Raw genomic sequence first — 17,862 nt, 5'->3', positions numbered from 1 at the left:
TCTGCATTCAGCCATACGGTTCCTGCGCGACTCAGCCCGAGATCCCCTCTCGTATGTGAGAATGCGATCAGTCGCCATGAGGCTGCAACGTTCCAAGCCTGCGAGTACGCATCGACGGGAGCACCGTCGTTGCGATTGGCCCAGAAATTTAGCTCTCCAGGCCCAGTAATTTCAAAGGCACCTGGGGGAATTCGAGCATCCTGCCCGCTACGAATATCCATGAGAATGCTGACGAGATTGGCCGCTATCTGGGCAGTTCCGCAATCGTGTCCACATGGCGCCGAGAATTGCGGAACTCCCCATGTCTCGACGGAGGAGGTGGGTTTAGCGAGGCAGGATTCCCCGTTACTCAACGCGAGTTCGCAGGTAAGGTGGGAAGCCTCAAAATTCCGAAATGCAGCGATCAGTATTGGCATCCGGGGGGTGAGTGACCTCCCTTTCGGGCCTGGCAATTGAACTTGCCCTTGCCCATCGACTGCAGCGACTAGTGCACCCAAGGGGACAGACTCCGGATAGAAGGATCCATCTTCGACACGGATTTGCCGATTCGTGCCATGCCATGGGTATGCCTGCTCTTTGCGGCTCCATGGAAACTTCATATTAGAAGCGATCTCAAACCATGCCTGATGCATGGCGCACGTCATGATCCGCGGGTCAAGGCGCTGCATAGCAGTTCAGCTTGCCATCATTCTGAGCTTCCTGACTACAGGATTCGTCAAACCTCCCAAAATGCATATGACAAGCGAATACTTCGCTCAGGGTGGGGTGCGGCATCTATCCGACCTTGCGCCTTCATGCGGGCGACTGCCCGGCGGATGATCGCATAAGCGGAAAGTGTCTGAGGTGAGTTACGTCCGTGTCCGCATAGCCAGCGTCTCGCCCTCGACCGCCTGCTCGGCGCCCCAGCAGTTGGCGTGTGTGGTCGTATCGGGACTCGGCGTGCTCGACTAGCGCGGGCAGCAGCGGTTGACGGCGGGTGTGGTCGGCGCTGCGCTATGCGCGCGGCCCGCGCTCACCGGCGCCGCCGTGGGATGAGCGTGTATCGGTGCTGTCATGGGGCTCCTGTTGTTCGTGGGGTGGGGATGCCGAGGTCGACGGCGGGGCGTTGGGTGCGACGATGGGTGTCGTCACGTTTGGCGCGGAGAAGTTGGAGAGTGAGGTCGAGCCCTTCGATCTCACCGGCCCAGCCCTCGGTTTTGGCGCGGGCTCGGCGGGTGATGAGGTCGTCAAGTCGGTTGATCATCTTCGGGCTGACCTGGAGCATGGGACATCGGATACAGGCGTGTTCGTGCTGGCAGGGGGTGCCATAAGGGCGTCCGCATGCGCCGAGTTCGACCTTGCGCTTGTCGAAGTGCTCCTCGAACTCGTCCCACTCGTCGCTGGTGACGTCGCGGTATTCGTCGTCAGAGCGGAGCTGACGACGTTCGTTGAGGTGGGTGAGGTAGTGGCGGACGACGTCTTCATCGAAGACGGCGACGTAGCCACGTGTTGTCTGGATGTTGAGGTGGCCGAGCAGGGCGGCGCCGATGTGGACGGGGAGTCCGCTGTTGACGAGCTCGGTGGTGAAGGTGCGGCGGAAGTCATGCGGGGTGAACTTGACTGAACGGAACGCGGGATGGTGTTCAGCGAGGTCCTTGCCGCGTCGTTCGAGCATGCTCAGGACGGTTACGGGGCTGATCACGCTGCGGGTGGCGCCGATCTTTCGTTGGAACAGGAACGGCATCGGAGGGCTCCAGACCTTGTCGTGCGGGTCGAAGCGCCGCAGGAGTGGGACGGGGTTTCCGTCGCGAGTGTGTCGTCGGATGACGGAGGCGATGACGTGGAACAGCTCGGCGGACATGGGGATGACACGCTCACGGTCGGTCTTGGACGGGCTGACGACCAGGAGGGCGACCATCTCGCCGCTATTGCGCTGGTAGTGACGGATGCTGAGGTGACTGACCTCGCACATCTCCTCGATGCGGACGCCCGAGTGGCGCGAGGTTTCGACTGCGGCCCAGTCCCAGAAGGCTGTCTCCTCCTCCGCTTCGATCACGATTAGCTGCCCGGCGTCGTCCCGGACGCGGACGGGCGTGCGGTGGCCGCCGCGGGCGAGCGTGAGATCTTGCTCGGTCAGGACACGGCGGTAGGTGCGGCCGACGTGGGTGAAGGGCGCGTTGCTGGCTGATGCTGATGCCTGTTCCAGGAGAGTGCGGGTGTGGTCGTAGCGCTCCTCGACGTGTCGGACGAGAAGTGGCAGGAGCGGCTGGCGCTGTCGGGTTCGGTCGGCGGACCGCTCGTTGATCCGGCGGCGGCGCATTGCCAGTCCGCGCAGTTCGCTGGGCGAGACCCGACACGAGACGACCCAGGGGGCCCAGCGTTCAGGTTCATCGGCGGCCCAGGTGTGCAGGTCGTAGTAGAAACTGCGGACGGCGATGACGATGGCGTCGACGCCGATGCGGGGCTTGCCGTCCTTGCGAATACCGATCTTCTTGCGCCAGGCGCTGTATAGGTCAGCCGGGATGCTCAGATCGGCTTGCTCGGGGTTGATCTCTTCGATGCCGGCCCAGAAGTCGTGGGCGAGGTGTCGGACGATATTGACCAGGGAGGCGTAGTCGGTGTCGGCCTTGCGGCGGTGGTCCCTGGGATATACCGAGTCACTCAGCTCCGAGCCGCTGCCCTTCTGATCTGCTGCGGACCTTCTTGAGGCGTCTCCAGCAGATGAGGCCGCAGGCGAGGGAGACGGGTGCGTCGCGCAGGTCGAGGCGCCGTTCCCAGCGGACAGCCAGGCGCTTGAAGTGGTGCAGGAGCGAGAAGGTCTGCTCGACGACGTAGCGGAGCTTGCCCAGGCCCTTGATGTTGGGGGCGCCCTTGCAGGAGATCACCGGCAGGATCCGGCGCTTGCGCAGCTCGCGCCGGTTGGGGTTGCTGTCGTAGCCCTTGTCGCCCAGAAGCGCGTCGGGGCGCCTACGCGGCCAGCCGGGCTTTCCGGCCACGGGCGGGATGCCGTCGACCAGCGCCAGGGTCTGAGTGACGTCGTTGACGTTGGCCGCGGTGGTGATGACCTTGAACGGGGTGCCCTTCCCGTCGCAGATCAGATGGTGTTTACTGCCCGTCTTCCTGCGGTCGACCGGTGACGGGCCGGTGGCCTCGCCCCCTTTTTCGCGCGGATGTGGGAGGCATCCACGCAGGCCCGGGTCCAGTCCAGGGCGTCGGCCGCGTGCAACTCGGCGAGCAGGATGCCGTGCAGCGTCTCGAAGACGCCGGCCTCATGCCACCGACCTAGCCGACGCCAGCACGTCTGTCCGGAGCCGAACCCCAGCTCCAGCGGCAGCAGTTGCCAACTGACGTCGTTGTAGAGCACGTACAGGATGCCCTGCAGGCACCGCCGGTCATCCACCGGCCTCGGGACGGGAGCCTTCCGCGTCCACGGCGGCAGCAACGGCTCGATCAGCTCCCACAGTTCATCCTCCACGATCCACGGCCGATTCCCCACACCTCACGAACGGCGGAATCGTCGTACCGGTCACGCCCGACCAGCACCCATCCACAAGATCGCGTTACGAGTTCTTAATGTCCGTTTCGCTCAGAAAGTCCTGCCTGGCCCCGTGAACGCACGCGTGCCCCCTGTGCAGGGCAGTATCACCAGGTCAGAGGCAGTGTCAGTGGCACTGCTACGCTCCCCGTCGGCCTCCGCGTCACGGAAGGTCCTCCGTCCCGCCGGAAACCGCCTCCTCTCGGACCTTCAGGAGTCGTCAGCGGGTTTTCCTCATTTTTCAGGCGTAGGCGGTGGTGTTCGGGGATCCTGTTGAGGTACCTCTGAAAACCACTGTAAGGAGACCCCAGTGCGCCGCCCGACCCGGAAAGCCTTCGCCGCCCTCATCGCCGCAGCCGGCCTCGCCCTCCCCCTCCTCACCCCCACACCCGCCTCGGCTGCCACCGCCACCAGCCGCTTCGCGAACTACCGCTACGGTGACTGCCTGCGCGAGACCTCCGAAACCGGCCTCAAGGGCGACCGCTGCGCCACCGGACGCGGCAGCCTCCTGTGGCAGTGGAACGGCCGCCTCAACACCAGCACCACTCTTAAGAACAACTTCTGGGGCCGCTGCCTCGACAGCAATGACCGGGGCGACGTCTACCCCCTGCGCTGTAACGGCGGCTCATACCAGAAGTGGCGCACCGTCCAGCCCGCCGCCCGCAGCGCCATCATGCTCCAAAGCGTCGGCACGGGCCGCTGCCTCTACCAGCAGGACAACGGCTACTACCGCACTGCCCGCTGCGACCGAGGCGCCCAGAACCAGCGCTTCACCATCGGCTGAACGGATCTCCCGACCGCTTCAAGATGCCGCCGGGCGAGCAGCTCTTCTTTTACGCGAGGCCGGAAGGCGGTCCGTTGGCCGCGGTGGTGATGACCTTGAACGGGGTGCCCTTCCCGTCGCAGATCAGATGGTGTTTACTGCCCGTCTTCCTGCGGTCGACCGGTGACGGGCCGGTGGCCTCGCCCCCTTTTTCGCGCGGATGTGGGAGGCATCCACGCAGGCCCGGGTCCAGTCCAGGGCGTCGGCCGCGTGCAACTCGGCGAGCAGGATGCCGTGCAGCGTCCACGGCGGCAGCAACGGCTCGATCAGCTCCCACAGTTCATCCTCCACGATCCACGGCCGATTCCCCACACCTCACGAACGGCGGAAACGTCGTACCGGTCACGCCCGACCAGCACCCATCCACCCGGTCGACGCCGGCGCGGTCCCCGCCTGGAGCGGACGGCAGGTATCGCCAGGATCAGCGGCTTGAACGCCTGGCTGTCATGCAGGTTCGCCCCGGACACCGCAACGGCCAGCGGGATGCCCTGGGCATCGGACAGGACATGCAGTTTGCTGCCCTTCTTGCCGCGATCAACCGGGTTCGGCCCGGTCAGGGTGCCCCCCTTTTCGCCCGGACAGAGGCCGCGTCAACGATCGCCGAGGTCCAGTCAACCTCGCCCCTGGCGCCGAGTTCGTCCAGCACCGCCCGGTGCAGCCGGCGCCACAGGCCCGCCTCGGTCCAGACCGTGAACCGGCGATGCGCCGTCGCGGGAGACGTACCGAACGCCGGCGGCAGATGCCGCCAGGCGCAACCGCTGGTCAGCACGTACACCACAGCCGTGAACACGGCCCGCTCATCACAAGGAGCCGTCCCGCCGCCCTGCGGACGAGCAGCGAACGACGGCAACAACGGGGCCCCGTGCCGGCGGCGGTGATGTGGTCGGCCGCGGCCTGAGCAGGGCCGCGACCGGTTCACCCGTGCCGCCCGGTCCGTGGTCGACGCATCATGTGGAGTGCGTGGCGATCCTCGAACCGGCCGGGAAGAGCTCCTGACCTGCGGATTTTCCCGTGCGCATTATGTGCGGTGTGGGCGTTACAGGCGATATCTTGACGCTGAAATGACGCTCGTGACGCTCATTTGACGCTCGTTCTGATGGGGTGTCAGGTGTGTTGCGTCGCTGGTCAGCTTGCCGCCTGGCGCGATGACAGCCCGTCCGGTTCTGGTAGAAGATCGCGTTCACGACCTCCTGGAGCTCGCAGGACCCCCGGGTCCCCGGTCGCCGACCGTGCCACCCGGTCCTGCTTCCAGCCCGTGATCATCGGCTCGGTCAAGGCCCATTGCTCGTCCGATAAGTCGCTCGGATACGGCTCTCTGCCCATGCCCGACACCTCGGCATGTCCATGCCCAGCACCCGATCCCCACGGCGATCAGTCACACGATCGAGCGATCGCGAACCGAGAAAGATCGGACTTAACGCCCACTCAAACCGACAAAGATGCGCCCAGCGTCGCTCGACTCAAAGCACGCGCTGGTAGCGGAGCTCCGTGAGGGTGATCCCGTCGTAGACGTCGTCCTGAGCCGCACCGTCAGCCTGATAGCCGGCCCGTTCGTAGAAGCGCTGGGCTCGTTGGTTGTCACACAGAACCCACAAAGCTGACGCCTCGAAGCCCTGGCCCTTCATCTGAGCATGAGCCTCACTCAGGAGGATCCGGCCGATGCCCTGGCCAATCAGATCCGGCGAGATGTACAGGGCGTAGACCTCACCGACCCGTCTTAGACCGGGCACCTCACTTCGACACGGCCCGAAGCAGATCCACCCCACCGGGCCACGGTCACCGAGCGCCACAAGATCTCGTGACTTTCGTCCGGGTTGAGACAACCACTGCCGCCGTTGCCTGGCATCACCTTCCACCGTCATGGCATCCAAACACGTCTGGGGAACGACGCCGGCGTACGCCGCCTGCTATCCTTTACTCCGCCGTCCGTGCCTCCTCTTACGAGAGCGGCTCCTGACGAACGATCTACTCTGCGGACTGCCGCCCACGACCAGCGTGAGCACCCCCAGAGCCGGTCACACCAGCCCTTTGACCTGCGACTTCAAGTTGGCGAAGGCTCAGTGCTGCCCACCGTGCATCGCAGGCCCTCGGGTGCGGCGGTGGGCTGTCGTCCGGGCTGGGTGTACATGCTCCGGGCGAGGTGGCCGGGCGCCGGCGGGGTTGGTGCTGCGGCGGGTGTCGCGGTGCGGATGGTTTCGTGCCCGTGGCGCGGGTTCGGTGCCTGCGTCGTGGGTGCGGAGTGGGTGAGGGCGAGTTCGTAGGTGAGGTCCTGGAGCACGGCGGCCGGGAGGTGGCGGGAGAAGTCGATGGTCCGGTCGGGCTGTTCAGCCGTGCCGCCCCAGCACTCTTATTCCTCGTTCTTGACGCTCCATTCGACGAGCGGGTGCAGAACATGCATCAGGCTGGCGCCTTGTTCGGTGGGCCGGTACGTGATCTGGACCGGCGTCGTCGGTAGCACGATCCGCTCGATCAGTTGGTGGCCTTCGAGCTCGCGCAAGCGCTGGGACAGCAGGTGGTTCGAGATTCCGGGGATCCGCGCTCGGTACTCGACGAATCGGCGGGCGCCCCGCATCGCCGCCAGGAGCACCGCAGCGCTCCACTTTTTGCCCACGATCTCGACCGAGCGCTGGAAGCTGCGGCACACATCGTCGTCGATGTGCTCGTAGCCGACTTCCGGGCGGTTCTGGCCTGCGGTGGCGGAGGACTCATCGGGCTGTCGAGGGCCGGTCATGTGGTCACTATAGTTGAGCGAGTCACTTTTGATGACCTGGTCATGTCTCATTTGTTGCCTGTGATCACCGCCGTGCAGCCTTGGGCCATGAACTCACACTCGACCCGTCACGACGCGCGATGAACTACGGGCATGCGCTGAGGTTCGGGCTGCGCCTACCTGTTGACGCCGACTGTGGACCCCGCCAGTTGGTCGAAGTGGCGGGTCTGGCCGAGCAGTGGGGACTGGACTTGCTGGTCATCCCGGCCGGAACCGCTGGCGACGACCTCGAACCGTCGACTGTTTCGTCCTGGATCGCCGGGGCGACGGTCTCGCTCGGACTGGTGGCGGAGGTGCATTCCACCAACCTCCATCCGGCGATGCTCGCGCGAGCCGTAGCAAGTCTGGATCAGCTCACCGAAGGCAGGGTCGAACTGGCTCTCCAAGCGGGCCCGGCCGCCGCCGGATCCGGGGCAGCCGATTCGATCGCGGCACTTGGCGAAGTGATCGCAGTGGTTCGCGAGCTGTGGAATGTCCTCGACCGTGGCCTCGGACGGTTCACCGGCCGCTTCTACCGTCTCGCGGGAGCGCAGAAGGCCGCGCCCGCGCACGACGTGCCGATCGCCGTGGACGGCCAGAGCCCAGACCTGCTCCGGCTGGTCGGCCAGCAGGCTGACGAATGGTCGACGGGCTGCTGCGCCGCCGCCCTGACACAGGGCAACCGCGCAGTAGACGAGGCGGCGCGAGGGGCAGGCCGCGATCCCCGCGAGATCCGCAGGCGGGTCACGATCCACGGGGGCTTGGGCGAGCGGACAGGCAGGTTCACCGGGACCGCCGTGGACTGGGTGAACGACCTGTTGCCACTTGTCGTCAATCACGGGGTGGGCACCATCGTGCTCAACACGGACGAGCGAGACGTCGCGGCAGGCTTCGCGAGCGAGGTCGCACCGGCCCTGCGGGTGGCCGTGGACGCGGCGCTTCCTCGCGGCTGGTCGAGCGCACGGGTCCGGCGGTCCGCCGTGCTCGCCAGGCGCCGGCCGGGGATTGACTACGAGGGCGCTCCGTCGGGGATGGCCGAGGTCGTTGAGCCCGGTGATCTGGCCTACGCGCGCCTGCGGTCCGGATACCTGCGTGGCGGCGCCCCCGGGATCATCTTGCGGGCGGCGACGAACGAGCAGGTGACACAGGCGCTCGCGTTCGCCCGCCGACATCACGGCGTGGCCCTGTCTCGCCGAAGCGCCGGGCACGGGGTCTCCGGACGCTCCACCAACGACGGCGGGATCGTCATCGACGTATCACTGATGAACGCGATCGAGCTGCTCGACAAGAGGACACGCCGGGTGCGCATCGGACCGGGTGCGCGCTGGGCCGAGGTGGCGGCCGCACTGGAGCCCTACGGCTGGGCGTTGAGCTCGGGCGACTACGGGGGCGTTGGAGTGGGCGGCCTCGCCACGGCGGGGGGCATCGGGTACCTTGCGCGCGGGCACGGACTGACCATCGACCGCTTGCGGGCCGTGGAGATGGTGCTCGCGGACGGCTCCGTCGTCCGGGCCGGCGATTCGGAGAACCCTGCTCTCTTCTGGGCAGTTCGGGGGGCGGGCGCGAACTTCGGGATCGTCACTGCCTTCGAGTTCGAAGTCGACGACGTAGGTGCAGTGGCATTCGCTCAGCTCACCCAGGACGCGAGCGACCTCGAGCGCTACCTCGTCGAGTGGGGCCGGGTGGTGGAGGACTCACCGCGGGACCTCACCAGCTTCGTCATCGTGCCGCCCCCGCGGGGCGGGCGGCCGGCGCTGGCGGTGAGTCGCACCATGGTCGACTCCTCGGACCCGGAGACCGTGCGCGCCATGCTGGAGCCACTGGCCGCGATCTCTCCGATGTACGCCCAGGACATCGTCATCACGTCCTACGCCGCCGTGATGGACAACGCGAGCGACGACGCACCGGTCTCCCTCGGTGAACCGGTCTCACGCAGCGGTCTGCTCCGGCATGTGACCCCGCAGTTCGCCGCGGCGGCCGCTCGCGTGATCCGCGGCGGTGCGATCGGATGGTTCCAGCTCCGCTCGGTCGGCGGCGCCGTCGCCGATGTTCCCTCGGACGCCACGGCCTACGCCCACCGCGACGCGAACTTCTCACTCGTGGTGATGGGCGCTGCCGACGAGGTGGTCGACAAGGCATGGGCCCAGCTGAGCCCCTTTTTCGATGGCCTCTACATCAGCTTCGAGTCCAGCCTCCGACCCGAGCGTATCGCCGAGGCATGGCCTCCACAGACCCTCTCCCGTCTGCGTGAACTGAAAACCGTCTACGACCCGGAGGGTGTGTTCGGCGACAACTTCGCACTCACGCCCTCCACGAACGACCCCGGAGGAAGCAACCCATGACCGACTACGGCCACGAACTGTGGTTCGGCAGCTTCGTCACCCCCACCGCCCGCCCGCCTCAGGCGCCGGTCGAGCTGGCCCTGACGTCCGAGCAGGCCGGACTCGACCTGGTCAGCTTCCAGGACCACCCCTATCAGGCGGCGTTCCAGGACACCTGGACCCTGATGTCGTACGTCGCGGCACGCACCGAAAAGATCCGGATCAGCGGCAATGTGCTGAGTCTTCCGCTGCGTCCCCCGGCCGTGCTGGCCCGCGCCGCCGCGAGCCTGGACCGGCTCACCGGCGGTCGGGTCGAACTGGGTATCGGCGCGGGTGCGTTCTGGGACGGCATCGTCGCGATGGGAGGCCGCCGGCTTGAGCCGGCCCAGGCCGTGCGGGCGGTGGAGGAAGCCGTGGACGTGATCCGGGGGCTGTGGGCCACCGACGAGACCGGCCCCCTCCGGATCAAGGGCGAGTTCTACACCGTGACCGGCGCGAAGCGAGGGCCGGCACCCGCCCATCGCATTCCGATCCGCATCGGTGCCTACAAGCCGCGCATGCTCCGCCTGACCGGCCGGATCGCCGATGGTTGGCTGCCCTCCCTCGGATACCTGCCCGACGGTCCCGCGTCGCTCGCCGCGATGAACGAGCAAATCGACGAGGCTGCCTCCGCCGCCGGTCGCGAGCCCGCAGCGGTCAGCCGCTTGCTCAACCTGAGCGGCCGATTCACGACCGGCGGCAGTGGAGGGCTGTTCGAGGGGACTCCCGGCGACTGGGCTGAACAGATCGCCGACCTCGCCCTGCAGTACGGCGTGTCCGGTTTCATCCTCGCCTCGGACGAGCCTGCTGATCTCAACCTCTTCGGTCACGAGGTCGCGCCGCGCGCCCGCGCACTCGTCCAGTCCGAACGCGCGGCGTGACGCGGGTTGCCCGTGGTCAGCACGGTTTCGGAGCCCCGACAGTCGCAGCGCGGGCGAAGTTGTTCGGACGCCACGAGGAGACTGCGGTTCTCGACGAGCTTCTCTCGCAGGCCCGCGACGGGACCGGTGGCGCGCTCGTGCTGTGGGGCGAGCCGGGTATCGGCAAGTCAGCTCTGCTTCGCTACGTACACGACCAGGCGGCGGACTTCGTCCGACTGAGCTACTACGCGGCTCGGCCCGAGTCGGATCTCGCGTTCGCGGGGCTGCACGGGCTGCTAGGGCCGCTGGCCGGTCGTGTCGAGTCGCTGGCGACGGCCCAGGCCGCTGCTTTGCGTGCCGCGTTCGGGTTGAGCGGTGAGCCGGCGGACCGACTGTTGGTCGGATCAGCCGTGCTGTCGCTGCTCTGCGGGCTCGCCGAGCGGCAGCCTGTGCTGGTCGTGGTGGATGACGGGCAGTGGCTCGACGAGGCCACCGCGCTGTGTCTGGGAATCGTTGCTCGACGCGTACGGTCGCATCCCGTGGTGGTCGTGCTCGCCGATCACAGCGGTCCGGGCGCCCGAGCGTGGGAAGGTTTGGCCGACGTGCGGGTCGAGAGCCTCACCGACGAGAGCGCGTGGCAGCTTCTGGCGACCGTGGTCCCGCTCACCGACCGGGCGACGACGCGGAACCTGGTCCGGGAGGCTGGAGGAAACCCCTTGGCGCTGCACGAATTGGCCGCGCTCGGGGGTGACCTCGACGACGCCGAGCATCGCCGGAAGAGAGGACGACCGCCCGTCGGGCCGCGCCTGCAGCGGGCCTTCCGTGCCGGGATTGAGGCCCTGAGCCCTCCGGCGCAGCTGCTGGTCGTACTCGCGGCGGCCGAAGAGCACGGCGACCGGCTCACGGTGCAGCGTGCCGGCTGTGCGTGGGGGGCCGACGACGCCGCCTGGGAGGAAGTGGCCAACGCGGGCCTGCTCCACGTAGTGGGCAACCGTGTCGGTTTTCGGCACCCCGTCGTGAGCAGAGCCGTCTACGAGGGCTGTGGTGCCGCGACGAGGCGACGGGCTCACCGCGCCTTGGCCGCCACGATGCCGGATGAGGCGGAGGAGCGCGCGTGGCACCTTGCCGCCATGGCCCATGACCGTGATGAGAGCGTCGCGCGGCTCCTCGAACGAACCGCGGTTCGCTCACGGCTCCGCGGTGCCACGGAGACGGCGGCACGGGCGTTATGGCGGGCCGCCGAACTCTCGGCCGCACCGATCGACGCGTCACAACGCCTTGCCGAGGCGGCCAGGGCTTCCTGGGACGCTGGGTGGGCGGCCACGGCGGAGCGCTTGCTCGATGACGCGGAACGGCTGGCCCCTGGTGCTCACGTCGCCCGGCGGAGCCGGGGTCTGCGGGGGATCATCGAGTTCGCCCGAGGCATGCCCGAAGTGGCGCATCACTACTTGACCACCGACATGAAGCGAATCTCGGAACCGGGCACAGTGCTGGAACTGGGCACGCTGGCCATGCGCGCAGCCTGGTCCGTCGGACGCGGCGACCTGCGGGACAGAGCGCTCGAGCTGCTGCTCGAACGCGATGTCGAGGGCCGGATCGGATTGCCCGGCCCGCTGGCCTGGTGGAGCGACGACGTGTCTGCCGAAGCGGCGCCGGCAGACACGTCCGAAGCCGGCGGTGCCGTCGCGCGGGCCCGGACGACTATCCTGCCGTTGCTGCCACCGACACCCCTCGGGCTGGCCTGGGGGATCGAAAAGCCGATGGGGGATGCACTGCGCCGCCGGGTACCGCACTTGCGGCGCCGCTGCGAGCGCGCTCGACTCGCCATCGCCCTGGCCCAGACCGCGATGCTCGACAACGCTGCCGGCCGCTGGCCGCAAGCGAAACCGGCCCTTTGCCGTGGACCTCAACTTCCCGGTGCCGCCGGGGCGCTCGGTGCGGGGGTGCGGTCGTTGTCGAAGATGACGCCGGGCTCGGACGGGGCGTGGTTGAGGACCCACAGTCCGGCCAGGGTGGCCAGCGCGAAGACGACGGTCACCAGGACGGCGAGCACCAGGCGCCGTCTGCGTTCGCGGCGCAGCCACTCGCCACGGGCGGTGCGATAGGCGTCAGGGGCGGGACGCACCTCCTCCGCGAGGGCCTCCAGCGCCTCGCGCAGGCGCCGTTCGGTGTCGGGAGCGCTCATCGACGGGCCTCCATCGCCTTGGTCAGGGCGGCGATACCGCGCGAGGTGTGCGTTTTGACGGATCCGGGGGAGATGGCCATGGCGTCGGCTATCTCCGTCTCCTTCAGGCCCATCCAGTGCCGCAGCACCAGCGCCTCGCGCTGCCGCGTCGGCAGTTCGCGCAACGCGGCCACCAGCGCCTGCTGGTCGTCGTGGAGCAGCGCGGCGTGCTCCGCCGACGCGACGGGCTCGGTCACGGGGGACTCGGCGTGTTTGCGCACGGTCTGGAGATGGCGGATCCGCATCCGGGTCAGATTGCAGACCACGGAGCGCAGATAGGACTCGGCGCGGTCCTCGTCCCGGAGTCTGCGCCACTTCCGGTAGAGCTGGTAGTACGCCTCGGCGACGATGTTCTCCGGGTCGTCGGCGCCGAGCAGGGTGGCGAGGCGCAGCATCGACGTGTAGTGGGCCTCGAACAGGTTCGCCAGGGCGAGGTCCCGCTCCCGGTCGAACGGTTCCGTCACGGTCCGGGGCACACCACCGGCCGGGGGTACCGCGGCCACCGCGCCCGCGTCGGCGGGGCTCGGCACGGGACCGTACGCGGTGAGGTGCACCGGACTCGTGCGATGGCTCATCCGTCTCATGTGCTGCTCGCTCCCGTGTCTGGGCGGCGCCTGAGGACCAGGCGGGGCGGAAGTGCGGTGGTGTCCGGGCCACGGGCGACCGCCGTGCGCTGGAGGACCACGGTGGTCACGACGGCGACCGTCAGATTCAGCAGCAGGGCCGCGAGCCCCGCGTAGATCTCCGGGGTGTGCGCGCCCGGTCCGAGCGGGACGACCGGCGAGAAACCCTGCCGGACGACCATGACCGTCCCGGCGGCCATCCCGACGGCCCAGCCCGCGAGCAGGGCGCGATGGTGCAGCCAGCGGGTGTACAGCCCGACGGCGACCGCCGGGAAGATCTGGAGAATCCAGACGCCGCCCAGGAGTTGGAGGTTGATCGCGGCCTGGTCGCGCAGCCCGAAGACGAAGGCGACGGCACCGAGCTTCGCGATCAGCGAGACCGCCCTGGCGATCCGCACCTGCCGCTTGGGCGTCGCGCCGGGCTGGACGTACTCCACGTACACATTCCGTACGAAGGAGGTGCCCGCCGCGACCGACATCACGGCGGCCGGGACCAGGGCGCCCACGGTGAGGGCGCCGAAGACCAGTCCGGCCAGCGGCGCGGGCATCAGCCGGTCCATGAGCATCGGTACGGCGGCCTCGGCGCCGCCCGCCGAGGTACGTACCCCGGCCGCGACGGCGGCGATGCCCAGCAGCCCGAACAGGGCGAGCAGCAGTGTCCAGGCGGGCAGCGCGACAAAGACGCGGCGCAGCACGGCGGGTCCCGACGCGGCGAATCCGGCCGTCAGCACATGCGGGTACATCAGCAGCGCCAACGCGGAGCCCAGGGCCAGGGTCGCGAACGCGGGCTGCTGGTTCGGGGCCAGTACGAGGGAACCACCGCCCGCGCCCGTGCCGGCCAGGTTGAGCGCGGCCTTGTCGAACATCGCGCCGGGGCCGCCGAGCCGGTCGAGGACCAGCCACACGGCCGCCGCGACCGAGCCGAACACCGCGACACCCTTGAAGCCCGCGATGACGGTCGGGGCCCGCAATCCGTAGCGGTAGGTCGCCACGGCGAGCCCGGCGAACAGCGCGACCATGGCGAGGTCGGCCACCAGCACATGCCGGGTGTCGACCCCACCGGCGGCCAACACGGCCCGGATGCCGAGGAGTTGCAGTGCCAGATACGGCATCGTCGCGAGGATGCCGGTGAGCGCCACGGCGAGGGCGAGCGGCGGGGAACCGTAGCGGCCCCGGACGAAGTCGGCGGCGGTGACATATCCGTTGCGGTGGGCCACGGTCCACAGCCGGGGCAGCAGAAGGAAGCCGAGCGGGCAGACGATCACCGTGTAGGGCACGGCGAAGAAGGCGGGTGCGCCACTGCCGTAGGCGAGCCCCGGGATCGCGGTGAAGGTGTACGCGGTGAAGATCGTGCCGCCGAGCAGCAGCCAGGACCAGCCGGTGCCCAGGCTGCGGTCCGCGAGCGCCCAGCCGTCGAGACTCGGCAGCGCGTCGGTGGCGTGGAACCGCCGGGCGGTCAACGCCAGCAGCGAGGCAGCACCGACGACCGCGAGAAACGCCGCGAGCGTGCCGCCTTCGATCATCGTCCACCGTCCGTGGCGCGGGCCGGTGCGCGCCCCGCAACGCGCCTGTCGTCTGACCAGTTGCGTGAACGCCCCGTTCCGATGACAGAAAAACGCCGGAAATCCATCTGAAATCCGCTGTCAACCGAACGGGGGGTGCCGGCAACTCTTCCACAGACCGGTCGGGTACGGGAGCACAGGACCGCGGAGGATCCCGTGGCACAGGAACAAGAGGCGCAGCGCGAGGGCCGCACCAAGGCCCGCCGTGTGATGGCCGGAATCTGTCTTCTCGCGCCCGTAGTCGGTCTGACCTGGGTGCCCTGGTACGCGGGGGAGCGGCCCGAGCTGGCCGGGGTGCCGTTCTTCTACTGGTACCAGTTGGTGTGGGTACCGGGGTGCAGCATCGGACTGCTCGCCGCGTATCTGCTGACGCGCGGCGCACGGGACACCTGACCCCGGGCCGCCCCGACAGCCGGCCTCGGGCCGCTCCGACACCGGGCCCGTCCCCCACCGGCGCCCGTCCGCTCAGGCCGCGGTTCCCGCCGCCGTGTGCGCCATCCCGCGACCCATGGTCGTGAACTCCCCTGCGAACAGAAGGATTCAGCGTGCCCAGATCCGTTCTGCCGGTGACCCGGCTGCAACCCAAATCGATCCTCGTGTGGTCCCTGGTCGCCCTGGTCGGCGCGGTCGCCTGGGGGGTCCTCGCGCTCTCCCGCGGTGAGGAGATCTCCGCGATCTGGCTGGTGGCCGCCGCGCTGGGCTCCTTCGCCATCGCCTACCGCTTCTACTCGAAGTACCTCGCGGACCGTGTGCTGCGGCTCGACGACACGCGGGCCACTCCGGCGGAACGCCTTGAGGACGGGGTCGACTACCAGCCGACCGACAAACGCGTCCTGCTCGGTCACCACTTCGCCGCCATCGCCGGAGCGGGCCCGCTGGTCGGACCCGTACTCGCCGTGCAGATGGGCTATCTGCCGGGCACCATCTGGATCGTCGCGGGCGTCATCTTCGCCGGGGCGGTGCAGGACATGGTGGTGCTGTTCCTGTCGATGCGCCGGGACGGCAGGAGCCTCGGCCAGATGGCCCGGGACGAGATCGGCAAGGTGGGCGGGGCCGCCGCGCTCATCGCCGTCTTCGCCATCATGATCATCCTGCTCGGTGTGCTGGCCCTCGTCGTCGTCAACGCCCTGGCGCACTCGCCCTGGGGCACCTTCTCCGTCGCGATGACCATCCCGATCGCCCTGTTCATGGGCTTCTATCTGCATGTCCTGCGGCCGGGCCGGGTCGTGGAGACCAGTGTCATCGGGGTCGCGCTGCTGCTGCTCGCCATCGTGGGCGGCGGCTGGATCGAACACTCCGCGCTCGCCGACACATTCACACTCAGCCCCACCACGCTGGTGTTCTGTCTGGTCGGCTACGGCTTCGTCGCGTCCGTGCTGCCGGTGTGGATGCTGCTCGCCCCGCGTGACTATCTGTCGACCTTTATGAAGATCGGCACCATCGTCCTGCTGGCGCTCGGCCTGGTGTTCGCCGCGCCGAAGCTGAGCGCGCACGCCGTCAGCCCCTTCGCCTCGTCGGGCAGCGGCCCGGTGTTCGCGGGGTCGCTGTTCCCCTTCCTGTTCATCACGATCGCCTGCGGCGCCCTCTCCGGCTTCCACGCACTGGTGGCCTCCGGCACCACCCCGAAGCTGATCCGCAAGGAGTCGCAGGTCCGGATGATCGGGTACGGGGCGATGCTGATGGAGGCGTTCGTCGCCGTCATGGCACTGATCGCCGCGTCGGTCCTCGACCCGGGCCTGTACTACGCGATGAACGCGCCCGCCGGGCTGCTCGGTACGACCGTCGACTCCGCGTCGCAGGCCGTGGCTGGACTCGGATTCACCATCAGCCCCGAGCAGTTGGCGGCGGCGGCCAAGGCCGTCGAGGAGAGCAGCCTCGTCGCCCGTACCGGGGGCGCGCCGACGCTCGCCGTCGGGATGTCGCAGATCTTCTCCGAGGTGTTCGGTGGCGCGGGCATGAAGGCGTTCTGGTACCACTTCGCCATCATGTTCGAGGCGTTGTTCATTCTGACGACCGTCGACGCCGGGACCAGGGTCGGGCGCTTCATGCTCCAGGACATGCTCGGCAATGTGTGGAAGCCGATGGGCCGGGTCAACTGGAAGCCCGGCATCTGGGCCGCGAGCGCGGTGGTCGTCGGGGCGTGGGGCTACTTCCTGTACTCCGGTGCCACGGACCCGCTCGGCGGCATCAACCAACTCTTCCCGCTGTTCGGTATCGCCAACCAGTTGCTCGCCGCCGTCGCGCTGACCGTCGCCACGACCGCCCTGATCAAGTCCGGCAAGCTGCGCCACGCATGGGTCACCGGCATCCCGCTCGCCTTCATCACGGTGATCACCTTCACCGCGGGCTGGCAGAAGATCTTCTCCGCGGACCCCCGGGTCGGCTTCTTCGCCCAGCGGGAGAAGTTCGCGGACGCCATCGACGCCGGCACGGTCCTGCCGCCCGCCAAGAACCTGGACGACATGCACACCGTGGTCACCAACTCCACGGTGGACGGCGTCCTGATCGCCCTGTTCCTGGTCCTGGTCGCGCTGGTCATCGGGAACGCGGCCCTGGTGTGCGTACGGACGATCCGCGCCCAGCGCGCGGGCCGGCCCCCCGCGAGCACGGAGACGCCGTATGTCGCATCGGCGCTCGACGTACCGGCCCCCGAGGCGGCCCCGGCACTCGCGGGGGCACGCGAGTGAGCGCGGACACGAGCCGCCCGGCGACGGCGGAGCCCGTGCCCGTCCGGGCGCGAGCGGAGCGCGTGCCGGCCTGGTCCCGGGGCGGACGCGTACAGCTCCGGCTCCGGGCCGAGGGTGACCGAGTCCGGGCGCTCATGGTGCGCGCGCTGCGCGGACTGCGTTGGTATCTGCGGGAGTTGACCGGGGAGGCGGAGTACGACCGGTACTGCGAGCGGCACCGCCGCCACCACCCGCTCGCCCCGGTACCGACACCCCGGGAGTACCAGCGGATACGGGCCCAGCACCACGAGCGGCACCCGCAGTCCCGCTGCTGCTGACCGCACCGGACCACCACCGGCCGGGGGCCGCCCCCGCCCCCCGCCCCCCGCCCCCCCACCCCCACCACCACCCGCCCCGGAACCACAAAAATGTCGGGGGGGCAGCGCCCCCCACGATAAGGACGCGGGGATGTCCCCGGCCC

Annotated in this window: 15 protein-coding genes and 3 pseudogenes; 7 read left to right on the top strand and 11 right to left on the bottom strand. The window is 68.6% G+C overall.

The genetic code is table 11. The features are described from left to right. Nucleotides 1-1,051 precede the first annotated feature (1,051 nt). Both ACFVT5_RS32610 and ACFVT5_RS32605 read right to left on the bottom strand, forming a co-directional pair. Nucleotides 1,052-2,299 (bottom strand): tyrosine-type recombinase/integrase, encoded by a 1,248-nt coding sequence (locus ACFVT5_RS32610; protein WP_389895414.1) that lies wholly within the window; start codon nt 2,297-2,299, stop codon nt 1,052-1,054. A 337-nt stretch (nt 2,300-2,636) separates the two neighbouring features. Continuing rightward, nucleotides 2,637-3,475, bottom strand: a protein-coding gene (locus tag ACFVT5_RS32605) for an IS5 family transposase (RefSeq protein ID WP_389895412.1) whose coding sequence is annotated in 2 segments (ribosomal slippage) — nt 2,637-3,155 and nt 3,158-3,475 — 837 coding nt in all. Because the reading frame shifts where the segments join, the coding sequence is not laid out codon by codon here. A gap of 349 nt (nt 3,476-3,824) precedes the next feature. Here ACFVT5_RS32605 and ACFVT5_RS32600 point away from each other — a divergent pair. After that, nucleotides 3,825-4,298, top strand: coding sequence for a hypothetical protein (locus tag ACFVT5_RS32600; protein ID WP_389895411.1), 474 nt, complete (start codon nt 3,825-3,827; stop codon nt 4,296-4,298). A gap of 73 nt (nt 4,299-4,371) precedes the next feature. On the opposite strand, the pseudogene ACFVT5_RS32595 reads toward ACFVT5_RS32600, so the two are convergent. The 6 genes and pseudogenes from ACFVT5_RS32595 to ACFVT5_RS32570 form a co-directional block, all read right to left on the bottom strand. Continuing rightward, a pseudogene (locus tag ACFVT5_RS32595) lies at nt 4,372-4,631 on the bottom strand (hypothetical protein); the annotation flags it as partial. After that, complete coding sequence (locus tag ACFVT5_RS32590) at nt 4,604-4,894, bottom strand: transposase (RefSeq protein WP_389895661.1); 291 nt, start codon at nt 4,892-4,894, stop codon at nt 4,604-4,606. The pseudogene ACFVT5_RS32595 and the gene ACFVT5_RS32590, both read right to left, overlap by 28 nt. Continuing rightward, nucleotides 4,891-5,256 (bottom strand): transposase, encoded by a 366-nt coding sequence (locus tag ACFVT5_RS32585; RefSeq protein WP_389895409.1) that lies wholly within the window; start codon nt 5,254-5,256, stop codon nt 4,891-4,893. The genes ACFVT5_RS32590 and ACFVT5_RS32585 overlap by 4 nt, the downstream gene beginning before the upstream one ends. A 229-nt stretch (nt 5,257-5,485) precedes the next feature. Beyond that, nucleotides 5,486-5,660, bottom strand: a pseudogene (locus ACFVT5_RS32580) (transposase); the annotation flags it as partial. 137 nt (nt 5,661-5,797) lie between these two features. Next, a complete protein-coding gene (locus ACFVT5_RS32575; RefSeq protein ID WP_389895407.1) occupies nt 5,798-6,199 on the bottom strand; it encodes a GNAT family N-acetyltransferase in 402 nt (133 codons plus the stop codon). A gap of 485 nt (nt 6,200-6,684) precedes the next feature. Next, nucleotides 6,685-7,068 carry a winged helix-turn-helix transcriptional regulator gene (locus ACFVT5_RS32570; RefSeq protein ID WP_389895405.1) on the bottom strand — a complete coding sequence of 128 codons (384 nt, stop codon included), beginning with the start codon at nt 7,066-7,068 and terminating at the stop codon, nt 6,685-6,687. A gap of 80 nt (nt 7,069-7,148) precedes the next feature. Here ACFVT5_RS32570 and ACFVT5_RS32565 point away from each other — a divergent pair, with 80 nt between their 5' ends. The 3 genes and pseudogenes from ACFVT5_RS32565 to ACFVT5_RS32555 form a co-directional block, all read left to right on the top strand. Continuing rightward, nucleotides 7,149-9,428 (top strand): LLM class flavin-dependent oxidoreductase, encoded by a 2,280-nt coding sequence (locus ACFVT5_RS32565; protein WP_389895403.1) that lies wholly within the window; start codon nt 7,149-7,151, stop codon nt 9,426-9,428. Then, the gene (locus tag ACFVT5_RS32560; protein ID WP_389895401.1) at nt 9,425-10,327 is read left to right on the top strand and encodes an LLM class flavin-dependent oxidoreductase; all 903 of its coding nucleotides are present in this window, start codon (nt 9,425-9,427) and stop codon (nt 10,325-10,327) included. Before ACFVT5_RS32565 ends, ACFVT5_RS32560 begins: the two co-directional genes overlap by 4 nt. Continuing rightward, a pseudogene (locus tag ACFVT5_RS32555) lies at nt 10,324-10,845 on the top strand (ATP-binding protein); the annotation flags it as partial. The gene ACFVT5_RS32560 and the pseudogene ACFVT5_RS32555, both read left to right, overlap by 4 nt. Nucleotides 10,846-12,212: 1,367 nt before the next feature. On the opposite strand, the gene ACFVT5_RS32550 reads toward ACFVT5_RS32555, so the two are convergent. From ACFVT5_RS32550 to ACFVT5_RS32540, 3 genes are read right to left on the bottom strand one after another with little or no spacing between them, the layout of a single operon-like run. Beyond that, the gene (locus tag ACFVT5_RS32550) at nt 12,213-12,491 is read right to left on the bottom strand and encodes a hypothetical protein (protein WP_389895399.1); all 279 of its coding nucleotides are present in this window, start codon (nt 12,489-12,491) and stop codon (nt 12,213-12,215) included. Continuing rightward, a complete protein-coding gene (locus ACFVT5_RS32545; RefSeq protein ID WP_389895397.1) occupies nt 12,488-13,114 on the bottom strand; it encodes a SigE family RNA polymerase sigma factor in 627 nt (208 codons plus the stop codon). Before ACFVT5_RS32545 ends, ACFVT5_RS32550 begins: the two co-directional genes overlap by 4 nt. Then, on the bottom strand, nt 13,111-14,676 hold the full coding sequence (locus ACFVT5_RS32540) for a sodium:solute symporter (RefSeq protein WP_389895395.1): 1,566 nt from the start codon (nt 14,674-14,676) through the stop codon (nt 13,111-13,113). Before ACFVT5_RS32540 ends, ACFVT5_RS32545 begins: the two co-directional genes overlap by 4 nt. Before the next feature lie 249 nt (nt 14,677-14,925). Between ACFVT5_RS32540 and ACFVT5_RS32535 the strand changes: the two genes are divergently transcribed. From ACFVT5_RS32535 to ACFVT5_RS32525, 3 genes are all read left to right on the top strand, one after another. Beyond that, nucleotides 14,926-15,108, top strand: coding sequence for a DUF3311 domain-containing protein (locus tag ACFVT5_RS32535; protein WP_389895659.1), 183 nt, complete (start codon nt 14,926-14,928; stop codon nt 15,106-15,108). Nucleotides 15,109-15,260: 152 nt separating this feature from the next. Then, entirely contained in the window at nt 15,261-17,402 is a 2,142-nt protein-coding gene (locus ACFVT5_RS32530) for a carbon starvation CstA family protein (protein ID WP_389895393.1), read from the top strand. Beyond that, a complete protein-coding gene (locus ACFVT5_RS32525) occupies nt 17,399-17,719 on the top strand; it encodes a YbdD/YjiX family protein (RefSeq protein WP_389895391.1) in 321 nt (106 codons plus the stop codon). Before ACFVT5_RS32530 ends, ACFVT5_RS32525 begins: the two co-directional genes overlap by 4 nt. Nucleotides 17,720-17,862 lie beyond the last annotated feature (143 nt).

This window comes from Streptomyces sp. NPDC058001 (genome assembly GCF_042886315.1).
Classification (GTDB): domain Bacteria; phylum Actinomycetota; class Actinomycetes; order Streptomycetales; family Streptomycetaceae; genus Streptomyces.
Note: the sequence above shows the minus strand (reverse complement) of the source record. Positions and strands in the feature narration are given on the sequence as shown.